Annotated in this window: 18 protein-coding genes and 2 pseudogenes; 12 read left to right on the top strand and 8 right to left on the bottom strand. The window is 47.3% G+C overall.

Features of this window, described 5'->3' with window-relative positions; all coding sequences use genetic code 11:
* The first annotated feature begins 81 nt into the window (after nucleotides 1-81).
* From V7L05_RS34915 to V7L05_RS31220, 5 genes are all read left to right on the top strand, one after another.
* Nucleotides 82-222: a DUF3854 domain-containing protein gene (locus V7L05_RS34915; RefSeq protein ID WP_442937114.1), complete on the top strand. Its 141-nt coding sequence runs from the start codon at nucleotides 82-84 to the stop codon at nucleotides 220-222.
* A 137-nt stretch (nucleotides 223-359) separates the two neighbouring features.
* Nucleotides 360-833 carry a DUF3854 domain-containing protein gene (locus tag V7L05_RS31235; RefSeq protein WP_335170051.1) on the top strand — a complete coding sequence of 158 codons (474 nt, stop codon included), beginning with the start codon at nucleotides 360-362 and terminating at the stop codon, nucleotides 831-833.
* A gap of 12 nt (nucleotides 834-845) precedes the next feature.
* Nucleotides 846-992: a hypothetical protein gene (locus V7L05_RS31230; protein ID WP_335170046.1), complete on the top strand. Its 147-nt coding sequence runs from the start codon at nucleotides 846-848 to the stop codon at nucleotides 990-992.
* Entirely contained in the window at nucleotides 956-1,441 is a 486-nt protein-coding gene (locus tag V7L05_RS31225; protein WP_335170045.1) for an alpha/beta hydrolase family protein, read from the top strand. The genes V7L05_RS31230 and V7L05_RS31225 overlap by 37 nt, the downstream gene beginning before the upstream one ends.
* A 277-nt stretch (nucleotides 1,442-1,718) precedes the next feature.
* The gene (locus tag V7L05_RS31220; protein WP_335170043.1) at nucleotides 1,719-2,777 is read left to right on the top strand and encodes a transaldolase family protein; all 1,059 of its coding nucleotides are present in this window, start codon (nucleotides 1,719-1,721) and stop codon (nucleotides 2,775-2,777) included.
* Nucleotides 2,778-2,820: 43 nt separating this feature from the next.
* Here V7L05_RS31220 and V7L05_RS31215 read toward each other — a convergent pair whose 3' ends face one another.
* Nucleotides 2,821-6,402, bottom strand: a complete 3,582-nt coding sequence (locus V7L05_RS31215; protein WP_335170041.1) for an NB-ARC domain-containing protein — start codon at nucleotides 6,400-6,402, stop codon at nucleotides 2,821-2,823.
* On the opposite strand from V7L05_RS31215, the gene V7L05_RS31210 reads away from it, so the two are divergent.
* The 5 genes from V7L05_RS31210 (at nucleotide 6,389) to V7L05_RS31190 (ending at nucleotide 9,346) form a co-directional block, all read left to right on the top strand.
* Nucleotides 6,389-6,568 (top strand): hypothetical protein, encoded by a 180-nt coding sequence (locus V7L05_RS31210; RefSeq protein ID WP_335170040.1) that lies wholly within the window; start codon nucleotides 6,389-6,391, stop codon nucleotides 6,566-6,568. The two genes, V7L05_RS31215 and V7L05_RS31210, sit on opposite strands and share 14 nt — an antisense overlap.
* A gap of 197 nt (nucleotides 6,569-6,765) precedes the next feature.
* The gene (locus V7L05_RS31205; protein ID WP_335170039.1) at nucleotides 6,766-7,512 is read left to right on the top strand and encodes an SDR family NAD(P)-dependent oxidoreductase; all 747 of its coding nucleotides are present in this window, start codon (nucleotides 6,766-6,768) and stop codon (nucleotides 7,510-7,512) included.
* A gap of 190 nt (nucleotides 7,513-7,702) precedes the next feature.
* A complete protein-coding gene (locus V7L05_RS31200; RefSeq protein ID WP_335170037.1) occupies nucleotides 7,703-8,629 on the top strand; it encodes an NmrA family NAD(P)-binding protein in 927 nt (308 codons plus the stop codon).
* Nucleotides 8,630-8,823: 194 nt separating this feature from the next.
* Entirely contained in the window at nucleotides 8,824-9,051 is a 228-nt protein-coding gene (locus tag V7L05_RS31195) for a type II toxin-antitoxin system RelE/ParE family toxin (protein ID WP_335170049.1), read from the top strand.
* A gap of 43 nt (nucleotides 9,052-9,094) precedes the next feature.
* Entirely contained in the window at nucleotides 9,095-9,346 is a 252-nt protein-coding gene (locus V7L05_RS31190; RefSeq protein ID WP_335170047.1) for an MFS transporter, read from the top strand.
* 307 nt (nucleotides 9,347-9,653) lie between these two features.
* Here V7L05_RS31190 and V7L05_RS31185 read toward each other — a convergent pair whose 3' ends face one another.
* From V7L05_RS31185 to V7L05_RS31155, 7 genes and pseudogenes are all read right to left on the bottom strand, one after another.
* Nucleotides 9,654-10,526 carry a CmcJ/NvfI family oxidoreductase gene (locus tag V7L05_RS31185; RefSeq protein ID WP_335170035.1) on the bottom strand — a complete coding sequence of 291 codons (873 nt, stop codon included), beginning with the start codon at nucleotides 10,524-10,526 and terminating at the stop codon, nucleotides 9,654-9,656.
* Nucleotides 10,527-10,710: 184 nt separating this feature from the next.
* Nucleotides 10,711-10,851 (bottom strand): annotated as a pseudogene (locus tag V7L05_RS31180) (glutathione S-transferase N-terminal domain-containing protein); the annotation flags it as partial.
* 288 nt (nucleotides 10,852-11,139) lie between these two features.
* Nucleotides 11,140-11,322, bottom strand: coding sequence for a hypothetical protein (locus V7L05_RS31175; RefSeq protein WP_335170033.1), 183 nt, complete (start codon nucleotides 11,320-11,322; stop codon nucleotides 11,140-11,142).
* 157 nt (nucleotides 11,323-11,479) lie between these two features.
* The gene (locus V7L05_RS31170) at nucleotides 11,480-12,850 is read right to left on the bottom strand and encodes an LLM class flavin-dependent oxidoreductase (protein WP_335170031.1); all 1,371 of its coding nucleotides are present in this window, start codon (nucleotides 12,848-12,850) and stop codon (nucleotides 11,480-11,482) included.
* A gap of 37 nt (nucleotides 12,851-12,887) precedes the next feature.
* Nucleotides 12,888-14,069 (bottom strand): FMNH2-dependent alkanesulfonate monooxygenase, encoded by a 1,182-nt coding sequence (gene ssuD / locus V7L05_RS31165; protein ID WP_335170029.1) that lies wholly within the window; start codon nucleotides 14,067-14,069, stop codon nucleotides 12,888-12,890.
* A gap of 17 nt (nucleotides 14,070-14,086) precedes the next feature.
* Complete coding sequence (locus tag V7L05_RS31160; protein WP_335170027.1) at nucleotides 14,087-15,133, bottom strand: sulfonate ABC transporter substrate-binding protein; 1,047 nt, start codon at nucleotides 15,131-15,133, stop codon at nucleotides 14,087-14,089.
* A gap of 328 nt (nucleotides 15,134-15,461) precedes the next feature.
* Complete coding sequence (locus V7L05_RS31155) at nucleotides 15,462-16,217, bottom strand: dienelactone hydrolase family protein (RefSeq protein WP_335170026.1); 756 nt, start codon at nucleotides 16,215-16,217, stop codon at nucleotides 15,462-15,464.
* Nucleotides 16,218-16,590: 373 nt separating this feature from the next.
* Between V7L05_RS31155 and V7L05_RS31150 the strand changes: the two genes are divergently transcribed.
* Together V7L05_RS31150 and V7L05_RS31145 are read left to right on the top strand one after the other, a co-directional pair.
* Nucleotides 16,591-16,824 (top strand): hypothetical protein, encoded by a 234-nt coding sequence (locus V7L05_RS31150; protein ID WP_335170025.1) that lies wholly within the window; start codon nucleotides 16,591-16,593, stop codon nucleotides 16,822-16,824.
* A gap of 16 nt (nucleotides 16,825-16,840) precedes the next feature.
* A pseudogene (locus V7L05_RS31145) lies at nucleotides 16,841-16,927 on the top strand (transposase-like zinc-binding domain-containing protein); the annotation flags it as partial.
* Nucleotides 16,928-17,059 lie beyond the last annotated feature (132 nt).

Here is a 17,059-nt window from a genome sequence, read left to right as displayed (position 1 = left end):
GTTCAGTCCTTTGTGACAGTAATCTGCTGTCAGACTGGATTAGTTATGTACGGGCTAAGACCGTGATTCACTAACCAACGAATCGCACTAAAGCACAATGTACCAGTCACAATTGTAGAAGGTGTCAAGAAAGCGGGGGCGTTACTGACTGCTGGTTATGCAGCGATCGCAATTCCCGGTGTTAACGCAGGAGATACTGTTGGCGAATATCTGAGGGGTTAAACCCCCCAGCCCTAAAACCTCGGCTTTGCGTTGCTTTCCCGCCCTGCAATAAATTGCGGGCTAATAGCTAAAGTACGTTGAAACGCACTGAAATTAAAGAAATTAAGATGGATTGGGGCTGATGGGTTAGACCCCCTATCAATTCGCCAACAGTATCCGCAGGATACCGCACCCCCCAAGATGAATACAATAATGCCATTGGTAAACCATCCCTGATTCCCGACTTGAAACATTTCGCAACAGAAGGGAGACAGGTTAACATTTGCTTTGACCAAGATAATAAGCCCGAAACTGCACAGCGAGTCAGAACCGCCAAGAGTCGCATGGGACGGCTCTTGGTAAACGAAGGTTGTTCGCTGCGAGTGATTGATTTACCTTTTGGCCAAGAGAAAGGGGTTGATGATTTTATCGTTGCCAAAGGGCGGGAAGCCTTTGACGCACTCTACAACACTGCCGTTGCACTAGAGTTGTGGGAAATTAAGCTGTTTACTCTGCTGACTTATCCTTCGTCCATCGCACTTAACCAAAGATTCCTCGGACAACTTCTCGTCCCTGAAGGTGAAAAACTGATTATCCTCAAAGCCCCCAAAGGCACTGGTAAAACCGAATAGTTGGCAACTGAGGTGGCAAAAGCACATGACCAAGAGAGACGGGTATTAATTATCACCCATCGCATTCAACTGGGTGAGGCGCGGATTATGCGATCGCTACTGGAATTGCTGCACCATCACGCTTGGGAATTGGTGGCTGGAGTTACGGGGGAATGTTGACCAACTACACTATTGCTCAAGATCACCGCTTTCAAGCCGCAGTCAGTGGGGCTGGTGAATCAAATATTCTGGCGACCTATGGTACTGATGAGTATGTTGATGACTATGAACAAGAGCTTGGTGTACCGTGGAAGAACCTCGATGTCTGGCTACGAATTTCTTTCCCATTTCTTCACGCTGACCGCATTGTTACACCAACACTATTTCTGGGAGGTAATAGGGATTTTTCTGTACCACTACATAACTCTGAACAGATGTATCAAGCACTCAAAAGTCTGGAAATTGATACTCAATTAGTAGTTTATGCTGAACAGTCTCACGGCATCAGCAAACCGAGTTATCAACGTGATGTCCTAGAACGTTATTTAGCTTGGTACGATAAATATCTCATACCCTCAACCGCATCTCCTATTTTTGAGCCAAAATTGATCAAGAAAAAAAGCAACTAACACTACACCCAACACCCTACCCCCAACACCTTGCCCTGACTAGGTTTTCATCTTTTATTCGTGTCATTCTGATAAGGCTTTCCGCTTTTCTTAGTGCCATTCGGTACTGGATCATGAGTGCAATGCTAGCAATGAACGGGAGAGTGACGATGTTGGGGATCTCTCGTTGGGCTATCCTTTACTTAAATTGGGCTTTAACTGGCAGATATTGAGTGGTGAAACTTGAGGCAGTTTTGCAGACTAGTTCAGTGGACGTTTGAATCGTGATACGTGAGCTATGAATCTGTTGCAATCACTCCGTCGCTATGGACAATCGGTCTGGCTGGATGGATTTGAGCGAGGCTGGATTAGTCGTGGTGAATTGCAGCAGTATATTGAGGAGGATGCTTTGAGGGGTGTCCGATCAAATTTCCAAAGCTTAATTGCAGCAATTCAGGGACAAGAGTACGATCGCGACTTCAGTACATTGGCGCAGCAAGGGATGAGTCGGAGTGGGCGAGCGGCCTATGACTACTTAATTGTGCGAGATCTGCAATTAGCGGCTGACTTGCTGAAGGAAACGCATGTGCAAACACAAGGGCGAGATGGCTATACTCAGGTTGATCTGCCACCTGACACGCTGTTTGAGGCTGCAACCGCGATCGCCGCAGCTCAAAACATCTGGCAGTCAATCGGATGGAGTAATTTGTTGGTGGAAATCCCAGCCACGCAATTGATGTTGCCAGTGATTACACAATTGATTGGTGAGCGTATCAATGTGAATGCAACATTGGTATTTTCACCAAGCGTGTATGAGCAGATATTTGATAGTTATCTCAGAGGGCTGGAGAGATTGATGCGGCAAGGAGAATCGGTGAATGAGGTTGTTTGTTTCGTCAGTGTTGCTATTGGTCGTTTAGATGCAGTAATTGCTCCATTCATCGCTAACTCAGAGATATCTTTTGGCGTGATGCAAGCCAAGCTTTTGTACCAGCACTATCGAAACCTCTGCCGAAGTGAACGCTGGCGTTCGCTCCCTGGACGGGCAAAACCACTGCGTCTGGTATGGGATTGCACAGATGTTTCGCCGGAATCGGCATGGCGTTATCTTCAAGCTCTAGTAGTTCCTGAAACCGTTATGCTGCTATCGCCATTAACCTTAGAAAGGTATCGTGAGGTTTCTCTACTACTCACCAGTTTTACCGATGGTGAAAGTGCTGAAACGCATCTGGCAAGCGTATTGCAAGGGATTGCTTTGGATGAATGGATTGACCAACTCTTGAGTGAAGAAATGGCGCGATCGCTCAACGCATTTGATCGATTGTTAGAAGCGATCGATCAAAAGAGAAGGTGCTGAATGAATCTTAGGTTTCGGTAGTATTTTGCTCCCTATGAGGATATTAATGCTCAATCGCCCCTAAATCCTTAAGAGTACTTCTTTGAGCCACTGTTAGCCCGGTTGCGCCTTGAATCTTCATGCCTTCATACAGGCGCTCGACTGTCAATGTGCTGATACAGCGTCCAGTCTGCACATCCCAGAGTTTGATGGTGCGATCGTCACTACCACTAAATAAGATTTGGCTATCGGAACTGAATATTACTGATTTGACCCAACTGGTATGTTCGCCCAAGCTGTGGAGGCAATGCCCCGTTTGTAGATCCCACAGGCGGATGGTTTGATCATTACTGCCGCTTGCCAGGGTTTGACCATCGGGACTTATGGCAAGCGTCCACACGGCTCCCGTATGCCCCCGCAAAGTTTGCAAGCATGCCCCGGTTTGTACGTCCCACACGCGAATCGTTTGGTCATGACTGCCACTTGCCAGTTGTTGACCACTGGGAGCAAACGCCACTGTGAACACGGCGTTCGTATGCCCCTGCAAGATTCTCAGGCACGCTCCGGTTTGCACATTCCACAGGCGTATGGTGATATCGTAGCTGCCACTGGCTAACCATTGACCGCTGGGATCAAACGCGATCGCACGAAGACCGCTCTCATGTCCGCGTAACACCCGCAAACAGTGATGCGTCTGCACATCCCACAGTTGGATGGTGCTATCTTCACTGCTGCTTGCCAAAATTTTCCCATCTGGACTAAACAGCACTGTCCAGATAGCCGCGCTATGGGCTGACCACTGGTCAAACTGCTCGGTTTGGATATGCCACACGGCGATCGAGTCATCATGCCGACTGCTTGCCAGCGTTTGACCATCGGGACTAAAGCTTAAATTAGTTAATGACGAAATCCAACGGGTCGGGCTGGAAAAAGTTTTGTAGCGGTGAAGCGGTGCCAGATCATCATCCAATTGCAACTGCCACAGATGGATTGTTTCATTCTGACCGCTACTGGCAAGCCTTTGACCATCTGCACTCAGACTCAGGGATTGAATACCACCCGTATAGCCGCGCAACGTTTTGAGATTTTGCCCACTCTGCAAATCCCATAGCCGCACTGTATGATCTTGACCAGCACTGATTAACCATTGACCGTCGGCACTGATGACAAGCCCGTGAACATCGTGCATGTGACTGTCGAGTACATGGATAGCTTGCTCGTCCTGGACACTCCACAGGCGCAAAGTGCCATCGCGACTGGCACTGGCTAACCAACAACCATTCGGGCTAAAGGCGAGATCCCAAACCCAATCGGTGTGTCCCCGTAGCAGCTTGACACTAGCATTGATGAAACTGGGCTTTGAGGGTTGATCGTGAGAGTGATGACGGCTCCACAGTCGAATCGATCCATCGCGGCTACCGCTCGCTAGCAGTTGACCATCCGGGCTGTATTGCACACTTTGAACGCCGCTGGTATGCCCTTGTAAAACACTCAAGCAATTTCCATCGCGCACATCCCAGATCCGAATAGTTGTATCGTGACTGCTACTGGCTAGGGTTGGCTGATCAGGTGCGAAGTGGACGGCGTAAACACTCTGGGTGTGTCCCTGCAAGACACGAAGGCACTGCCCTTGCAAATTCCACAAGCGCACGGTTTTGTCTTCACTACTGCTCGCTAGTTGCTGACCATCGGGACTAAAACTCACTGACCAAACACAGTCTGTATGCTCTGTAAGCACCTGCAAGCAGCGCCCGTTCTGCACATCCCACAAGCGTACCGAACCATCAGTACTGCTGCTGGCTAACATTTTGCCATCCGGACTAAAAGCTACCGACCAGACCCAGCCTGTGTGACCGGCAAAGGTGGCGAAGAGTTGGGTTGTGGTGATGTTCCAGAGATAGATTCTGCCACTGGAATCCCCCACTGCGATCGCTTGACCGTCTGGACTCAGGTCGATAGACATGGCAAGACTGAGTGTTTCTGAAAAGACGGATTTGGCTAAATTGGCATTCTGAAAATTCACCCCAGCTAAATCAACTTGCCGTAAGTCGGCTTGCTGCACGACAAGATCAGAAAAATCTGAGCCGCGCAAATCCACCTGAAGCTGCACCAACAGGTTGATCAGATTGCCTGCAACGTACCCTAGCTTTTTTCCCTGTTGTGTCAATAATTGCCGTGCCTGCGTCGCGATTGCTGCCACACTGCCAAAGCGAGACAGAAGCCGCTCCATCACGGGTTGCACAATTAATCGAGCTTGAATCTCTCGCACATAATCTTTCGCCTGCACTCGAATCAAGGTATGGGTTCGCAAAAAGTTAATTTGAGCAGTCTCGAACTCGGCACAAACTTGCTGCACAAATCGTTCTGTGACATATTCCATCACGACTGGCTGCAAGAAGAATAACCCATCCGTTTTTTCGATGAGAGATCGCCGAAGCAGCGCGTTGATCAGATTGGGTACAGCTTTTTGGCAAGCAGGATCAATCACATTGTCTTGTAGCTCTGCGATCGAGACTGCCTCTCGACAAATTGCCAGCCAGAACATCACCTGCTGTTCATTCTGGGGTAAGCGATTGAACTGACGCTCCAGCAGATCGCGGATGTCGGCAAATACCGGAATCCCGCGATCGAGATACGTTAACAACTCTGTAACGCTGCTGTTAAACAAGTCCTGAGTTGCGGCTGCCACCAACTTCAGTGCTAGAGGATTACCCCCATAGTGATGGATCAAGTTCTGCCATTCGGCTTCTGAACCTGTGAATGCTCCTTTTTGGCGAAAGATGGCACGTCCATCAGCGGGTGTCAGTCCACTCAATGTCAGCGAGCGCACCAGCGTATGTTCGCCTTCCATCAGCGCCATTTCTCGTGGCTTTTCTCGACTGGTGAGCAATAAACAGCTTAGGTGCGGCGTTTCGCCAATGGTTCTGAGCAACTGTCCGTAGCCTTCATAGCCCGATCGCCACTGCCCGACCTGCTCACTGTGCAAAATGATTTCAGCATTATCCAGCATCAATAAACACCGACGCGATCGCAGAGACTGCATCAATTTCGAGAGCTTTTCACCGAGCGTGGTGGGAAGGACGGGATCTTCTCCCTGGAGAGGCATGAGAAATTTTAATACGCTCGCTAGAAGTTCATCTAGTGGTGGCGCGTTGGCGAGCGATCGCCACACCACGCTCTCAAATTCCATCTGCATTTGCAGCGCCGCTTTGACCACAATCGTACTTTTACCAATGCCCCCAATGCCCAACACCCCAACCACGCGACAGCGCTCAGACACGACCCACTGCCACATTTGCGCCAGTTCTGCCTCGCGCCCATAAAATACCGAGGCATCCACCGCAGTGTCCCAGTCCTGTTGGAAATTTGCCCATCGGGTTTCCGACGTTTCATTTAGTGCAACAGGGGATGTAAAATCTGCTTTTGCTAATGCCAACCCAAAGGCTTGGAAGAGATGCTCCAACGACTGGCGATCAACCCCCAGTTCGCGCTTGAAAATTCGGATGAGGGTATTGAGGGAGAGTCCGGTGCGATCGCTGATATCTTCCTGGGTGAAATGCTTCCCCCAGGTTTCATTTGTTTCCGCCTGCTGTTTTGCCGTTTGAAACCGCTGCCACCCCAGGGGTGATAGGATGACCCCTCGCACTCGCCCAGCAGCGGGTCGCCCCCGTCCAGATTTTGACGCATTGGAATACATAGGCAAGCTGATGGTGCAAAAAGCCAGCGTGAATCTTTCTCTCAATACTACCGTGCGTTGTTCTCATGCCGAAGGTTTTGTTGACACAAATGCATCGGCAAATCATCTCAACTAAGAAAATCGGTTTAACTGTCCCCGAATCATTTCCTGTTGCTTGCCTCCAATGCATCACGATTAAATTGCGTTTTAAATCAGAAAACTTGAGTGGTCTGCATTGAGCGATCGCTAAAAAATGAAGTATAAGCAAATGTTGCTAATCAAAGTCGCCAATCCAAGCAGAAGCAATTTACTAATTTGAGGATATTTAAGACTATGAGCAAGCTCACAGGTAAGGTAGCAGTCGTTACAGGCGCATCTAAGGGCATCGGTGCTGCGATCGCCAAGTCACTCGCCGCCGAAGGCGCGGCCGTCGTCGTCAACTACGCCTCCAGCAAATCTGGTGCAGACAAAACGGTCAGTGAGATCACCGCAGCCGGTGGCAAGGCTGTCGCCGTGGGTGGTGATGTCTCCAAGGCTGCTGAGGCACAGGGCATCATTGACGCCGCCATCAAGCACTACGGGCATCTCGATATCCTCGTCAACAACTCTGGCGTCTACGAGTTCGCTCCGCTCGAGGACATCACCGAAGACAAGTTCCATAAGATATTCAACGTCAACGTACTCGGTCTTCTGCTCATAACGCAGGCAGCTGTCAAGCACCTGGGCGAAGGTGCCAGCATCATCAACATCGGCTCTGGTGTCAGCCGTATTACACCTCCAAACAGCGCGGTTTATAGCGGTACCAAGGGCGCTGTTGATGCCATCACGGGTGTACTCGCAAGGGAACTCGGACCGAGGCAGATCCGCGTCAACTCTCTTAACCCCGGCATCGTCGAAACCGAGGGCACAGAAAGTGCTGGCTACATCGGCTCTGACTTCGAGAAGGCATTCATTGCTCAGACACCGCTTGGTCGCACGGGACGACCCGGAGACATTGCCTCTATTGCCGTTTTCCTGGCATCAGACGATGCTGGCTGGCTCACCGGCGAACAACTGCTCGCTACTGGAGGCCAGCGCTAATCCATACGGACTCCCACTCGACCGAGTACCTCACTCAATCACAGATGCATCTGTGATTGAGTGAGGTCGGTTTCATTGTTATGCAGCGAGGTACTCTCAAGAGGTAACACATGAACAAGCTCAAGGGATCTCAACCCTTAGAAGTCCGCATTAACTCTATTTCTCAAACTGCCGTCAAGGAGCTTTTTTCATGAATACGCAGAATGATAAGCTGTTTCTAATCACAGGAGCGACCGGGAACACGGGTGAGACGACGGTGCGCCTGCTGCTTCAACGGGGACACCGTGTCCGCGCCTTCGTCCACCGTATCGATGCACGTTCCGAGAACTTGTCCGCAGCTGGGGCTGAGATTGTTGTCGGTGATCTTCTCGACTTCCATGCCGTCAGCGCCGCGATGCGAGGAGTCACAGGAGGGTATTTCTGCTACCCGATCAATCCCGGACTGCTCGACGCCACCGCTATCTTCGCTCAGACAGCCAGCGAAGCCGGTGTCAAGGCAGTGGTGAACATGTCTCAGATATCTGCACGCCGGGAAGCGAATAGCGATGCCGCACGCCAGCACTGGCTTGGCGAACGCCTGTTGGATCGAACCGCTATGCAGACGACACACCTACGACCGACGTTCTTTGCCGAATGGTTAACCTGGTACTGGAATTACCGTGGTGACGAGGGTGTTCTGCGACTTCCTCTCGGAAACGGTCGCCACGCACCGATCGCTGGAAAAGACCAGTCCTACGTCATCGCTGCCATCCTGGAAAACCCGGAGCCGCACGATCGCCAGATATACCCGCTCCACGGTCCAGTCGAGATGAACTACAACGAGATCGCCGACGCGATCTCACAGACACTCGGCATTCCCGTGCGGTATGAACCTATCGATGTTGCCACCTTCGCAGAAGGGTTGAAGGCAAAGCAATTTCCATCTCACCTCATTCAGCACCTCAGCAATGTCGCCATTGACTACCAGAAAGGGATCTTCGCCGGAACTAACAACTTCATCGAGGTCATCGGAAACAGGACTCCGATGACCGTCGAGGACTACGTGAACGCCAACAAGGAAGCCTTCACCAAGGATGGTCTCTACGCCATTACCCCGACCCCTGCCCTGAACAAGTGATTCAGTGGAATGGCGTTAGCAAGGGCAAAATCGTTTGCAGTTCTCTTAACTCTGATCCGCATGAATTAAGAGCGTAACGATGAACGCGAGTGGATTTACAAACAACAATACTGTTGCCAATTTCAATATCTTCGCCAATTTACGAGGGTGAGTTGATGACGCTTTCACTATAAAGCACGGGTGGATAACGTCCCCTGGTTCGGGCTACCAATGCGGATGTAGCAGTTAAATTCTTAAGTGCTGCCGAAGTGACGTTTGCTCAGTTGGGAAAAACTCCTGGTATGGGAAAGGTAACGCAGTTAGTGGTATCGACATTAGGTGAAATCCGACAATGGCGCATCAAGGATTTTCAGGATTATTTAATTTTCTATTCTTTTCAGGATACTACGATAGTTGATGCTTCCCGTCAAAACGGTCAATGATTGCGATCGCTACCCTAGCTGTTGCAATTAGCTATGTGTTGTAATTATTGTTGCAGATTTAACCCAAGGAACTGGGCGATTTAATCTGGCACAGGGAGCAATCAATACGATGATTGGCATCGGTGCTGCTATTAGCAATCTAGCAAGCGGTTTTTTGGTCAAAGCAGCAGGTTATAAGATTGGTTTTATCACATTAGGCGTTATTGCTGCCATCGGACTTCTTTGGTTGTGGCTGAAAATGCCGGAAACGAAAGAATCACAATCGCAAGATACAACCAAAATAGAACACAACTAGACCTAATAAGCAATCAGCCCTTCAACATAGATAAGCGAGACATAAGCGATCGCTGTCCTGCTGAAATAGCATCCTAAACCCGCATTTCTCACAAGCTTGAGGGGAGGGGCACAGGAGCAGAGGGGAAAGAACTTGGTATTTTTGTTCTCTCAAGAGCTCCCCCTAGCGAACCTGCTCAAGCAAAGGCTTTGAGAGATGTGGTGAGAAATCCGGGTTTTGACCACGCCGCAACAAATTCACTTCTCGAAACCTGCCGCCAAGTTGACGAATTTAGTTGTTCCACTGATACGCGAGTTTCTTTTTGCGACTATGCGGGGTAAAAGACGAATGTTCGTAGTTCGATGCTTTCTCGTGGGGGAGCGTTGGCTGGGCTGGTTGGGTCTTCAAAGGCTGTATGGGCGGCAAAACGCGCATATCCGTCTTCTGCGGAGTCGAAGCATTTAATAAATAGTGCTTCGTCTCTGTGCATTTGCGGAAAGTAGAACCATTTATGTTTGGAGTTATACGTGACTCCGTATGTTTCCCCGACGCGATCGCGGTACACTAAATCACCAGCTACAAGGTCTGTGGGTGCGATACTTTGCGCGTCACACACTGCTAATGGTGACTCTTGAATTGGTGTTGCGATCGCTCGCCAAACATTAACGATGGCAAATCGTTGTTGCAATAGTGTATCAATTTCATCATTATCTATGCCTCGCGCTGCTAGTTCTAAGCGGGCGCGAGTATAGCCGGATTTGGCGGTGAAGTCGTTGTGTACGCGCTTGGCAGGTTCCTTAATATTATTCTCACCGGGCTTGGAGTTACCAGCGTTACGAAGGGTGTGATCGAATATTACTACCTTCGTTGCACCTGTCACTTCTTTTAACAATTGCTCGGCTTCTGGATAGTAGACGCGGCGCACTTCGTCTTCATCGTAAAAGTTGTGGACATTAGTATTATGTCCAGTAAAGGCGAATCCTTCTTTATCTAACGAGATGTTCTCTGAGATAGAACGAGCATTGTAAATTGGCAGTTTGTGCGTCTGATAGGTTGCATTCGTGCGGGGAATCCCGGCTGGCGGTTCATAAGTATAGTTAACAGGTTTTTCTGCCGTTGGAATCAGGTAAGTGAGGTTAGCCTCTACGGATGGCAGATCCAGGGAAATCGGTTTGTCTATAACTTGGTTATTTAAGCTCATAGGTTATCCCATTTGGAATTTTGGTTAATTGTTGGTCATGTGTCCTATTTTTGAGATGCACCAACGGGAATAGGTTCACCGAGAACTTTGGCGAATCTTTCCAAATAGAAGTCCGCAGGATTTAGCAACTGCTTGAATTGAGGAGCGATGTCTACGACGGGCTATGCCTACGCGTACCCTAGTGGGAAATCTGCGTGTACCCATCTGGTTTATTTTGTAAGTCAATTTCTACCGGGGTGAAGTCAATGCCTTTTTCTAGTAAGACTACACGAGTCCGTTGAGAGAAGGTAGAGGCTTTGGCGAAGTACAGTTGTATGTTGCTCATAAAATCTTTGTAATTATCGTGACATGCAGACTATTTGAGATTGCACAACTCCAACTAAAGCAATAAGACAGAAGCGAGATGTGTTGATTAGTGCAGTTGAATAATTGACTGGCAGGTATCTACGTCAGTTAGATGGTATATTACAGTTTATCGGTCGATTTAGCGTATTTTAAATATTATACAGTCTTTATGAGAATATGCATACCTAATTATTAGTGTAACTAAATAAATATCTAGACATAATCAGGTTTGTCAAAAAGAGGTATTATATGTACTCGAAAGCTGACTCTAATAGGCAGATCCGTCTTGGCTTGCTAGTACCACCAAACCTGCATAACCAGCATAAGCATGGTGACGTTCATGGTTAATGTCTAAAAAAGGAATCAATTTACGGGAGCCATAAGTCATCGTGCCGAGGGTGACACGCGATACCTTGAGTCCAGTTTTGCCAAGATTTACATATTTGATCATACTGTCTGCTCTACTTTTGTTGGGATACTTAATAACCTTGTGACATTTCTACAGCCAGTTGAGACATCTCCAGAAATTAAATATGCCTTGTCTAGAACCCTTGTAGAGACGTAGCACTGCTACGTCTCTACATCTTTTTTGGAGATGCCTAATGAAGTTAGGCGATCGCAGCAACAGCCGCAGCCGCAATTTTGCTAAACTGATTTACTGGACGAGGTAAACCAAGATTTTCCCGCAGGGTTCGTGCTTCATACTCTGTACGGAACAGACCGCGACGTTGCAATTCAGGAATTACCAAGTCTACAAACTCATCCAATCCTCCAGGCAACCAAGGTGGCATGATATTAAAGCCATCTGCCCCGCCATTGACAAACCAATCTTCTAACTGATCGGCAATTTGTTCAGGTGTGCCTAGAATCTGGCGATGACCACGCGCTCCAGCAATCCATAAATACAGTTGTCGAATCGTTAAATTCTCTCTGTGAGCTAGGTCAGTCAAAAGTTGCTGACGGCTTTTACCGCCGTTAGTTTGTGGTAAATCCGGCAACGGACCATCCAACGGATAGCCGGATAGGTCAAATCCACCGATCATTGAACCAAGCAAATTTAAGCCGACCACCGGATCGATCAACTCTTGAATCTGATCGAATCTATCCTTAGCTTCTTGCTCAGTTTTGCCGATGACTGGAAATACACCAGGCATGATCTTGAGATGGTCAGGTGAGCGCCCATATTGAGCCAGTCTCCCCTTCACATCTTGATAAAATGCCTGAGCTTCTGCCAAAGTCTGCTGGGCAGTGAAAATTACCTCCGCCGTTTGTGCAGCCAGATCCTTACCATCCTCGGAAGACCCAGCTTGAATGATCACCGGATAACCCTGGATGGGACGCGCTACATTTAACGGGCCGCGGACTGAAAAATGTTCGCCTTTGTGGTTGGGAACGTGCAGTTTATTTGGATCGAAGTAAATACCCGACTCCTTATCATGTAAGAAGGCATCGTCCTCCCAACTATCCCAGAGTTTCGTGACAACATCTACAAACTCTTTGGCACGCTCATAACGTAGGGTATGTTCCATGTGCTTTTCCCGATTGAAGTTAAGCGCTTCAGCTTCAGTCGCGGAAGTCACGAGATTCCAACCGGCACGACCGCCGCTGAGATAATCCAGTGATGCAAACTTGCGGGCGAGGTGGTATGGCTCGTTGTATGTAGTTGATACTGTCGCCGTCAAACCGATGTTTTCTGTCACCACAGACAGAGCCGACAACAGGGTGAGAGGTTCAAAGTGGACAAGTTTACCATTGCGGCTCAAAAGGTCGGCGCTTTGATTGCGATCACGCACAGCCACGCCGTCTGCAAAGAAGATCATGTCAAATTTGCCGCGTTCTGCTGTCTGTGCCAGCCTTTTATAATGCTGAAAGTTCAAACCAGCGTTAGCTTCCGCTTCGGGGTGTCGCCATGACGCTACGTGATGCCCAGTGCTGGGCAAAAATGCACCTAGTCTAAGTTGAGGTTTTTTCGTACTCATGCTTTTTTGAATTTTGAATGTGTGAATTTTGAATTGCTTACACAGGCTGGGGTTTAAGTAAATCTGTTTTGGTAACAAATTCGCTGAATGTACTTGCAACCTGCTGCGGTAATGCGATGCCTGCGGCGGGCGTAGCCAACGCTGACGTTTGCAGTGGTAAGCGGGGAAACAGTAATTCAGCGACTCGATAGGCTTCTTCGAGATGAGGATACCCTGAGAAAACGAAGGTATCAATTCCTAAATCGGCATATTCCAGCATTCGCGCTGTAACTGTGTCTGGATCTCCAACTAAGGCAGTCCCAGCACCTCCACGCACTAAGCCAACACCTGCCCATAAGTTGGGGCTAATTTCTAAGTTTTTGCGTTCGCGTAGCGTGCCGGAGGCAACCTTACCGTTATGCAGTTGAGCCATGCGGCGTTGTCCTTCTGATTCCGATTGAGCAAACCGCTGATGTGCAGATGCGATCGCTTCATCATCGACATACTGAATCAGTTCATTGGCTGCATCCCAAGCTTTTTGCGTAGTTTCGCGGACTAGAACGTGCATCCGAATCCCAAAACGTACCGTTCTACCTTGCTCTGCTGCTAATCGTCGCACCTTTGCAATCTTTTGGGCAACTTGATCTGGTGGTTCACCCCAAGTTAAATACACATCAATATGTTTGGCAGCAACTTGGAGAGCAGCATCTGAAGAACCACCAAAATATAAGGTGGGATAAGGCTTTTGTACGGGAGGAAATTGGAGTTTAGCACCTTTAACTTTTAGATGACGACCATTAAAGGTTACTTCTTCACCTTGCATGAGCGATCGCCAAATTGTCAAAAACTCATCTGTAAGTTCATAACGTTGATCGTGATCTAAGAAAATTCCATCTTTAGCAAGTTCTTTGGTATCGCCACCTGTCACCACATTCAGAATAATTCGACCGTTAGAAATCTGGTCAAAAGTAGCAGCCATCCTAACTGCCAAAGAAGGCGACATAATTGCCGGACGAAAGGCCACAAGAAACCGCAAGCGTTCTGTAACTGAAATTAACGAAGTAGCGACAATCCAAGTATCCTGTTTTTGTCCAGTACCAATCAACATCCCACCATAGCCCAATTTATCAACAGCTTGAGCAATTTGCTGCATATAGGGATAAGTGGCTGCTCGCCTGCCAATTATAGTACCTAAATAACGTTCGTCTCCCTGTGTCGGCAAATACCAAAAAACTTCCATCTTCCTATCTCCTATCGCTATTTCTGACTGATGGTTTCTGGTGTGATGGCTGCATATTGTTCGCTAGTCAGCATAGCTTCCTTAATATTGATGGGTTTAGGAATCACTTTTTCTTTGGCAAACAAATCTGCAATCTTCTGTTGATTTTCCATGATTTCTGGCGTAATTGGTCTTAACCCATAAGTTCGCCTTTCTACCATTGTTGTTAAGATATCTTCATCGATTTTGAGGTGAGGAATAGTCAGTTTTACAACTTCTGCTCGGTTTTTCTCACCCCATTTACCTGTGTTATCGATTTCCTCAAGAACTAATCGCACTAATTTCGGATTTTCTGTAGCAAACTTTCGTGCAGCCATGTAATATCCGCCCTGAGTAGCAATACCACTAGCATCTCGCAAAACGCGAGCATTGGCCTTTTTTTGGGCGACGGCTAAATAAGGGTCCCAAGTTACCCAAGCATCAATTTTTCCTTGAATAAAAGCATCGCGGGCTTCTGAAGGAGGGAGGCTAAGAGCTTGAATATCACTATATTTCAAACCAGCTTCTTCTAAAGCTTTTATTAGTAAGTAATGTGAAGCAGAACCCTTTTGAAAAACTACTTTTTTACCTTTGAGATCGGCTAAAGTGCGAATTGGTGAATTTTTTTGGACGATAATTCCGCTTCCTTTACCGGTGCTGGGTTTATTACTAGCAACATAGACTAAAGATGTACCAGCTGCTTGGGCAAATATTGGCGGAGTTTCGCCTACAGAACCAATATCAACCCTGCCAACATTCATTGCTTCCATCAGTTGAGGACCAGCGGCAAATTGCGCCCATTCAACAGAAACACCTAAAGGCTGTAGACGTTTTTCAATCAATCCTTTCAGTCTGACAATATCCCCAGAGCTTTGATATCCCATCCGCACAACTTTGGCTTTCAACCCGGTGGTTTGATTTTCTGAGTTTGGGGTTTGGACTGAGCAACTGATTAAGGTTGTTGAGATTGTTAATAATCCAGGTAAAAGGAATAGTGAAAAACGTTGGAAAATCTGAACTCGTGGCTGTTTGAAGGCGGTAATCATGGATATGATACTTTATTTTTATTTGGTTTTGACTATTTGGTTAATACTTGCCGATTTTCAATCGTGAGGGCGGTTAGGGAACACCAGAAAATAAATTATCCAATATTGTGGGATGGTATCTTGCCCGTCCTTTAGTATTAGCGGGCAAGATGCCCGCACCACAAGAAAATTTTGGATATTTTTTTATTTAGAAGTCCCTTAGAAACTGTATCTACACAGGTAAAACCCGCTTTCGCGGGTTACAAAAAGCTTGATTTTCTTTTATCCCTAGTTGGTGGTTCGTGTCACCGTAGTTCCTATTCGCCAGGGCTGCTTCTAACCCAAATATTTAGACTTTTTGAAGCTGAAGGTTCTTTTGGAACAGTTCTTGAACGTTTTTCCAGGCATCGGCAGCAGCTTCGGCATTGTAGCTGGCGCGATGGTTGCAGAAAAAGCCATGTCCTGCGCCAGAATAGCGGAAGATGGCATGGGGAATCTGATGTTTCTTCAATTCGGCCTCAATCTGTTCTATTTGTTCCAAGGGGATTCCCTGATCGTCAAGACCAAAGAAGGCGTAAATGGGGCCTTTAATATCGGCAGTATGGGTGATGGTTGGTTCTCCACCGCCGGGAGTTGAGTTGGGAATACCACCACCATAGAAAGAGGCTGTAACTTTAATCTCTGGTAAAGTAGCAGCAAGATAAACGACGTGACCACCAAAGCAGAAGCCAATGGAGCCGATCGCATCTCCTTGCACATTTGGTAAGGTTTTTAAGTAAGCGATCGCAGCTTTAATATCGCTTAATATTTCTTCTGCTGTTGTTTGCTCCTTATAACCTCTCCCTTGCTGGACATCTTCAGGGGTATATCCACCCTCAAAACCGGGAGCGGTGCGTTGAAATAAAGTCGGTGCGATCGCTACATACCCATTTTTGGCAAATTTCTCAGCGACTTCCCGAATGTGAATATTGACACCAAAAATTTCCTGAATCACGATAACGGCTGGGAAGGTTCCCTTTTGGGCTGGTTCAGCTAAGTAAGCATCAATCTGCAAATCTCCATTAGGGACTTTAACTTGAGCGGTGCGAATTTCTGTGTTTGTCATCTTAGGGATTAGCCTGTAATTGCTTTAAGGATGAAATGTTTTATGGTAAGTTTTATACAATACTACTTAAATAATATCGAGTTACCGTAGTTTTAAGAGTAGTATTTCACAAACAATGTGTAAAGGCAAGTCATTTGATTTAGATGTAGATGGATATAAGACCGTTATCTGGGAAAGACGATCGCACATTCAGATGAAAAACTCAAGCAGTACCGAGCGATGCCTGTAAAATACGGTAAGCTGCTATATTTATCGTATTGCAGCAGTTGAACACGACACAAAGGTTAGGACATTAACAGATGCGACAAATTTAGCACCGAATCGGGGTTACTATCTTGCGCGTCAAGAGTTTGTTAATTCTCATCCAGATTTGTTGAAAACCCTGTTAGATGAAGTAAGCATTGTAGATAAATGGGCAACAAATAATCCAGAAGAAGTTGCCAAGTTTTTAGAACCAGAGTTAGGTATTCCCGCAGCAGCATTAGAAAATGCCGAAAAACGACGAAAGTATGGCATTTTACCGCTAACAGATGAAGTAATCACTCAGCAACAAAACATTGCCGATACTTTTCACAAAATCAAGCGGCGTTGCATAATAGAAGGATGAGTTGAGGTTGTCTACTGTGCAATGTCCATACTGTGGATCTACGGAAATTAGGAAAAACGGAAAGCGGAGAGGTAAACAAAATCACATTTGTAGCAACTGCGAAGTGCGTTCCGCCCCGCTTCGCTAACGCCAATTTATAGATACAGCAGATTGCGGGTAAATGAGGTACAATAATAATTGGTGCATTAATTACGACAATGAGAGCTTACTCCATCGACTTCCGGTCAAAAATTGT

Origin of the sequence: Nostoc sp. (assembly GCF_036917755.1) — a bacterium.
Taxonomy (GTDB): Bacteria; Cyanobacteriota; Cyanobacteriia; order Cyanobacteriales; family Nostocaceae; genus Nostoc.
Note: the sequence above shows the minus strand (reverse complement) of the source record. Positions and strands in the feature narration are given on the sequence as shown.

What these genes read in the sequence shown, in the direction of transcription:
- V7L05_RS31200 (WP_335170037.1), top strand. Translation starts at nt 7,703, where the DNA reads ATGAATACGCAGAATGATAAGCTGTTTCTAATCACAGGAGCGACCGGG.
- V7L05_RS31205 (WP_335170039.1), top strand. Translation starts at nt 6,766, where the DNA reads ATGAGCAAGCTCACAGGTAAGGTAGCAGTCGTTACAGGCGCATCTAAG.
- V7L05_RS31185 (WP_335170035.1), bottom strand. Translation starts at nt 10,526, where the DNA reads ATGAGCTTAAATAACCAAGTTATAGACAAACCGATTTCCCTGGATCTG.
- V7L05_RS31155 (WP_335170026.1), bottom strand. Translation starts at nt 16,217, where the DNA reads ATGACAAACACAGAAATTCGCACCGCTCAAGTTAAAGTCCCTAATGGA.
- V7L05_RS31220 (WP_335170043.1), top strand. Translation starts at nt 1,719, where the DNA reads ATGAATCTGTTGCAATCACTCCGTCGCTATGGACAATCGGTCTGGCTG.
- V7L05_RS31170 (WP_335170031.1), bottom strand. Translation starts at nt 12,850, where the DNA reads ATGAGTACGAAAAAACCTCAACTTAGACTAGGTGCATTTTTGCCCAGC.
- V7L05_RS31160 (WP_335170027.1), bottom strand. Translation starts at nt 15,133, where the DNA reads ATGATTACCGCCTTCAAACAGCCACGAGTTCAGATTTTCCAACGTTTT.
- ssuD (WP_335170029.1), bottom strand. Translation starts at nt 14,069, where the DNA reads ATGGAAGTTTTTTGGTATTTGCCGACACAGGGAGACGAACGTTATTTA.
- V7L05_RS31175 (WP_335170033.1), bottom strand. Translation starts at nt 11,322, where the DNA reads ATGATCAAATATGTAAATCTTGGCAAAACTGGACTCAAGGTATCGCGT.
- V7L05_RS31210 (WP_335170040.1), top strand. Translation starts at nt 6,389, where the DNA reads ATGACCCCTCGCACTCGCCCAGCAGCGGGTCGCCCCCGTCCAGATTTT.